Annotated in this window: 5 protein-coding genes and 2 pseudogenes; 2 read left to right on the plus strand and 5 right to left on the minus strand. The window is 33.0% G+C overall.

Annotated features, from left to right (window positions below):
• The 5 genes and pseudogenes from F6K22_RS29380 to F6K22_RS29400 form a co-directional block, all read right to left on the minus strand.
• Positions 1–1562 (minus strand): annotated as a pseudogene (locus F6K22_RS29380) (hypothetical protein); the annotation flags it as partial.
• Between the two features lie 839 nt (positions 1563–2401).
• Positions 2402–2620, minus strand: a pseudogene (locus tag F6K22_RS29385) (transposase family protein); the annotation flags it as partial.
• 352 nt (positions 2621–2972) lie between these two features.
• Complete coding sequence (locus F6K22_RS29390) at positions 2973–3050, minus strand: helix-turn-helix domain-containing protein (RefSeq protein ID WP_293106277.1); 78 nt, start codon at positions 3048–3050, stop codon at positions 2973–2975.
• A gap of 92 nt (positions 3051–3142) precedes the next feature.
• Positions 3143–3322 carry a hypothetical protein gene (locus tag F6K22_RS29395; protein ID WP_293106265.1) on the minus strand — a complete coding sequence of 60 codons (180 nt, stop codon included), beginning with the start codon at positions 3320–3322 and terminating at the stop codon, positions 3143–3145.
• Between the two features lie 706 nt (positions 3323–4028).
• The gene (locus F6K22_RS29400; RefSeq protein ID WP_293106268.1) at positions 4029–4172 is read right to left on the minus strand and encodes a hypothetical protein; all 144 of its coding nucleotides are present in this window, start codon (positions 4170–4172) and stop codon (positions 4029–4031) included.
• Between the two features lie 70 nt (positions 4173–4242).
• Between F6K22_RS29400 and F6K22_RS29405 the strand changes: the two genes are divergently transcribed.
• Both F6K22_RS29405 and F6K22_RS29410 read left to right on the plus strand, forming a co-directional pair.
• Positions 4243–5133 carry an alpha/beta fold hydrolase gene (locus F6K22_RS29405; RefSeq protein WP_293106271.1) on the plus strand — a complete coding sequence of 297 codons (891 nt, stop codon included), beginning with the start codon at positions 4243–4245 and terminating at the stop codon, positions 5131–5133.
• Between the two features lie 172 nt (positions 5134–5305).
• Positions 5306–5746: response regulator (locus F6K22_RS29410; RefSeq protein WP_293106274.1), on the plus strand; the 441-nt coding region annotated here is incomplete at its 3' end.

Below are 5746 nucleotides of genomic sequence, written 5' to 3' on the forward strand. Positions count from 1 at the left end.
TGTTGAGTCAAACTGTCTTCACCTACTTCTAATTCTATTGCCCACTGCATATAAGCACCAACAGCACCTAAAGCTATTTCTCTTGACTGGGACTCCTCAATAACTGCAGCATTTGTTTGCTTTTGTTGCTGTAGTTTTTGCAAGAGTGAACCCTTAAATTCTGCTTGCGGTTGTACTGATGGGGAAGGTTTAGGAGTAGGAGCAATAGAAGGTGTTACTTTTACCTCTGTTGTTGGTGGTGTTGTTTCTTCCAAAGTAGCAGCAGCTAAATTTTCTTTAGGTTTTGGAGATGGTTTAGGAGTAGGGATAATTTCAGTAACCTTTTGTTGTTGTGGTCGTTCCAATTTTTCTAATAATGAACCTTTAAACTCTTTTGGTTTTTCTAGAGTTGGAGACGGTTTAGGAGCAGCAGCAACAGATGGTGTTTCTGGTTGAGATTTTTTGGTTTCGGTTGGTGAGGGGGTGGCAACAACTATCTTTTGTTGTTGTTTTGCTTCAGATGGTGTTTCTGGTTGAGATTTTTTGGTTTCGGTTGGTGAGGGGGTGGCAACAACTATCTTTTGTTGTTGTTTTGCTTGCTCTGCGATATCTTGAATAGTCTTTCCTTCTCGTAATTGTCTGACTATTGGTGCTTCTGACAATCGATTTTTTTTTGTCGGATCTGGAGGTAAAGGTTTTTTAGGAGTTGCTGTTGCTACAGATGTTTTTTGTGGTTGACTATTGCTGTTATTTTCTTTTGGAGTAATAGCAGTTTGATTTTCAACTTTATCTTGGTAACGTTGTGGAGGCAATGTTAAATTTGCCGAGTATGATTTTCTTGAGTTTTCAGCTACAGAAGTTTCATCTGTAGGATCTATCTCTAGAGTTGGACGACGAGATAAACCTGATTCATAGACTTTATCTGTCAAGTTTAAATTTTTCCTAATTTGATATTCATCTATTTGACTTTGGTTTGGATCTTGTGGTGGTTCAACTTGAAATATGTCCGCAGGTGGACGATTTGTATTGGGTAGTGGGAGTGGAGATATTGGTGTTCTTGGTAATGGCGATCTACCTGGTATGGATGGATAATTGTAGGAAAATTCTGTTGGATTGGGATTTCTGGGCAACCTGGAAACAGAAGGAGTGGAAAAAGAAGAGCTAGAAGAGGATGAACTGGTAGAATCTAGGGGTGGTAATTTTGGTAAGTTGTAGTCTGAGGGGTCTAATGGTATTGTTGGCAGTTTTGAAGATGGAGATTGGGGTAAAGATGGTACTTCACCTGGAGTTGGTGGTGTAATAGGGGAAAAGTCTGATGGTGCTGGTATTGTAGATAATGTAATATCTGGTTCTTCTGGTTGGGGGAGACGTTCGAGTTGTTCTGGTGTTAATTCGACTAATCCTACTGTTGGTGGTAATTTAGCTTTCTCGGAGAATAGGGATAGTTTTGGTAAGTTAATTCCTAAAATGGCATGGATAATCACAGAGGTAAAGAGTGCTATCCATATTGGTTGACGGAGGGTGTCTGTTAAAGATGATTTTTCAATGGGTCGATCTAGGTCTAGGGAGGAAAAGTCAGACATATTAGGAAACTCCTATAAGGTATAAAGGGAAAATTTTAGTTGATAATTTAACAACAAAGAGATTTAGTCAGATTCACGATTTTTTGTCGAGCATTTTAGGAAAAATAGAGTATAGTGCTACGCACAAGTCAAAAGTTAAAAGTAATCTCACCAGAGATTTTTCGGTGTCCAAATGCTCCGAAAACTTGATTTACCAATGTCCGCGCCCTAAATGCGTAGTGATATAGTACCATTTTTGATTATTTGTGAAAGCAGATAGTTGAGATTATTCATTTCCTAGTACCATCTTTTGAGCTTTCTAATCATCAATAAAATTGGTGTAGTTTGAGGTAGGGGGAATAAGGTTTCCATCAATGAATTATTTGGGTTGTTAGTGCTACCTTTTTTTTACCACATATTACATATTTTTGGCAAAAGTAATTTTTGCAGTTCAAATCAGATATTTTTAGAATAAAAGCAAAATCGTAAGGATTCAGGTATTATATAGAATCTGGTTGAAAAGTCGTCCGCAGCGACTAAAGGGAAGCAATCTCGTGCAACCCTTGAGATTAGTTCCTTCCACTCCGTTCCAGTCGCAATAACTAAAATAACTAATCATCCGGATTTGATATTTGCGGTCAGCTTTTCCTGAGTGATAGTGTACCAAAAGCTTTTTAATTAATAGACATCTCCAAAAATTGCCAAAGCATTTCTGTAGCTTGACTTCAGCTTCTTTATAATTGCCAAGCATTTTTAGTTAGTATGTTGTACACCATTATCAGTCTTTGAGGTACTTATTGTTAATACGTCAATGTTTTATTGTATCTTTTTTTCTTTTTATTGAGTCAATTATTGAGATTTTATACTAAAATCAATGTTCCTATTCTTAGTCTGACTAAACCACATATTGTTAGAATTACTTTTTGATAATTACTATCTTTTAATCTGAATCTTTCTCTAGCTACTCCAAATATTTTTATCAACCTAATTACATGTTCTACAAATATTCTTTTTTTCGCTTTTTCCTTGTTCTCTTCTTTCAATTTTGGTGGTAGTTCTTGTTTTCTCGGCTTTTTTTTCGGAGTCGTCGTTCTCTCTGCCCCTTGATATCCTTTATCTCCCTGAAATTTTTGTTTTTTATCATTTTTTTTGTTGTTTTATGAGTAAATTTACATCGCTTTCTGGTCCTCTTTCTCCCCCTATTACATCTACTATTTCTGTACCTTTTTCTGTAGTTATTATTTAGTTTTTTAATGTATGATTTTTCTTGTTTCCAGCCTTTAATTTTTTATGTTTCTCATCGTCTTCCGGCCTATATATATTCTGTTCTGTACTATCTACAATTAATTTTTGTTCTATTAAAATTTACTGTATCCATAAATATTCATTTTCTTTTGTCCGGAATTCTTCTAACAAACTACCTGGTAATAATTATTGTAATATATCTATCCAATAATGAAAGATATTATTTGCAGTTGATTCACTCACCCCAAAGTTGATTCCTAGCATTTGAAATGTCGGTACATGATGTAAATAATATAAAGTCAAGATGATTTATTCCGATTTTTTTAAAAGTTTTTTTCTTCCTCCTCCTGGTTTGATTAATCCTTTTTCTCTAGTAGCGTTGGCGGAGAAAGTGCGGCAGCTATATCGCTTGTTTTTTTTTCTGATTCAATTTTTTGAGCATTTTCTATTAATTTTATTAGCTGCTTGTCTGTAACACCAATAATCCTCTTTGCCTCTTTTGGATGGTGATAAATATATTCTAAGACTTGATTCATTTGCAGATATCGTATATATAGTTGCTACTACAATTTTACCTTAATTTTTATTTTGGAGATATCTAATAGGAAAAATTAGCTAATGTGCTTTGATAGTAATTTTTAATTGTTGCTTAATTTTGCCATATTTATTCATTTTTAATGGTCAATAATTTAATAGCTAATAATCTCATATATTACGGCTGAATACTTATGCAAAACTAACTTATTTTTTTACTTATTTATTAATATTTTCCCCAGATTTAATATATATATGAGCAAATTAAAATTAAAAAATAATAGTTAAATCATAACAATTAATAATTCCCTTTGATTTTTAAAAGTAGGAACAACCAAAAGTAAAAACTTGATTTTTTTCTCCTAAAAAGGAGAAAAATTCAACCTTAATAATTAATTATTTGGTAACTTTAGATATCCCTAATAAATGTAAAATTTAATTCACAAAACAAGCTGTTGACGGAGCATGATCTAGGAAATGCTGACTGCTAATACTAAATTGATAAATGTTTGCTACAAATAGTTATAATATTTATTATAATTCAGGAAACAGGAGTCATAATGAATAGCTTTGATATCATTTTTTATGCCGTAATTTCTATTTTTTGTCAAATATACATTTCCGATAAAGTATTTTAATACTGCTTATTATTCGTAATATTCTTTTTTAATGCATGGTATAATAACCGATGACTTACAAATAAAGTATCTACCAATGTTTTCCCAGACCGCCACACTTTGTCGATCGGACTAAAGCATTTATTGGTTGAGTTTTCTTGATTATTACTTCCAATTTATGGAGACGAGTCTCACCAACAGAAGCAGTCAAGCTATTAAGGTATGAATGAGCCATAGGTTATTTTGAGAAAATATGATATATTTATGTATAAATATATGTAATAAATATCTCTCTTATTTAACCAATGACAGAATTCTATACCTGGAAAGAGTATCGTTGTGCCTATGAATTATATCCGCAAAAACAAGGTGATACTACCAGCATACCCTTATTACTAATACACCCAATTGGTGTCGGTTTATCTAAAATTTTCTGGCATAGATTTTGTTCTCTATGGCAGGAGGAAAATTTCCCAAATCCTATTTATAATCCAGATTTATTAGGGTGTGGTGAAAGTGATATGCCATCTGTAGCATATTACCCTGTAGATTGGGCTGAACAATTACAATATTTTTTAGAGACAATTGTGCAAAAACCAGTAATTTTAATTGTGCAAGGTGCTTTATTTCCTGTGGCTGTATCTCTAGTAAAACTGCAACAAAAATCAAATTTAATTCATAGTTTAATCTTATCAGGACCCCCTCAACTAGACTTAATACAAAAAGCTGCTTCACCTGTGCAAAACAAATTGAGATGGAATCTTTTTTACTCACCAATTGGTAAAGCTTTTTATATCTATGCACGCAGTAGAAAATTTTTAGATTCTTTCTCGAAAAAACAATTATTTGCCGATCCTAATCAAGTTGACGAAGAATGGTTAGATACTTTGGAAAAAGGAGCAAAAAATCCCCAAAGTCAATATGCTGTTTTTTCTTTTTTAGCAGGCTTTTGGAGACAGGATTTTAGTCAGGCGATCGCTCAAATCAATCAACCAACTTTAGTATTAGTAGGAAGTCAAGCATCAACTATTAGTAAAACAGACAAAACTGAAATTCCAGAACAAAGAATGAACACTTATTTAAAATCTTTGCCTCAAGCAAAAGGTAATCAAATATCAGGGCGAAATGTTTTACCTTATGAGTCAACAGGAGAATTTGTTCAAGCTGTCAGTGAATTTTTACTAACAATTAATTAAAGTTTTAAAACCCTAGACCTCTTGCAAAAGTTTTAATTAAATCAATTTCAAGATATGAAATTGTTGATTTCATTCCCTATTCCCTATTCCCTATTCCCTATTCCCTATTCCCTGACAACTGCCACGAAGTCTCCTATAAATATCGGAAAATTAGAATTAGGTATAAAGTCAAATGAGTATAGTTGAAAATAATAGTCAAACTGCAGCACTAAACAGCACTATTTTAATTGTGGATGATAATCCAATCAATATGAAATTAGCAGTTAGTGTTTTAGAGAGCTATAATTTTAAGATTTTAGTATCTATGAATGGTAAGAGTTGTTTAAAACAAGCAATAGACAATAGTCCAGATATTATTTTGCTCGATGTTTTAATGCCTGGAATTGATGGTTTTGAAACCTGTAAACGCTTAAAAGCTAATCCAGAAACTAGAGATATTCCTGTAATTTTCATGACCGCTTTATCAGATACAGAAGATAAGATTACCGGTTTTGAAGTGGGAGCAGTGGATTACGTTACTAAACCAATCAAAATAAATGAGGTTTTAGCAAGAGTAAAAGTACATATACAACTGCGACAATTAACCAAAACATTAAAGAAACAAAATTCACTA

The organism is Okeania sp. SIO2F4, from assembly GCF_010672385.1.
In the GTDB taxonomy this organism is placed as follows: Bacteria; Cyanobacteriota; Cyanobacteriia; order Cyanobacteriales; family Microcoleaceae; genus Trichodesmium.

Bases quoted from the DNA above. Each gene is read 5' to 3' on its own strand.
- F6K22_RS29400 (WP_293106268.1), bottom strand. From the start codon at position 4,172: ATGGCTCATTCATACCTTAATAGCTTGACTGCTTCTGTTGGTGAGACT.
- F6K22_RS29395 (WP_293106265.1), bottom strand. From the start codon at position 3,322: ATGAATCAAGTCTTAGAATATATTTATCACCATCCAAAAGAGGCAAAG.
- F6K22_RS29405 (WP_293106271.1), top strand. From the start codon at position 4,243: ATGACAGAATTCTATACCTGGAAAGAGTATCGTTGTGCCTATGAATTA.
- F6K22_RS29390 (WP_293106277.1), bottom strand. From the start codon at position 3,050: ATGCTAGGAATCAACTTTGGGGTGAGTGAATCAACTGCAAATAATATC.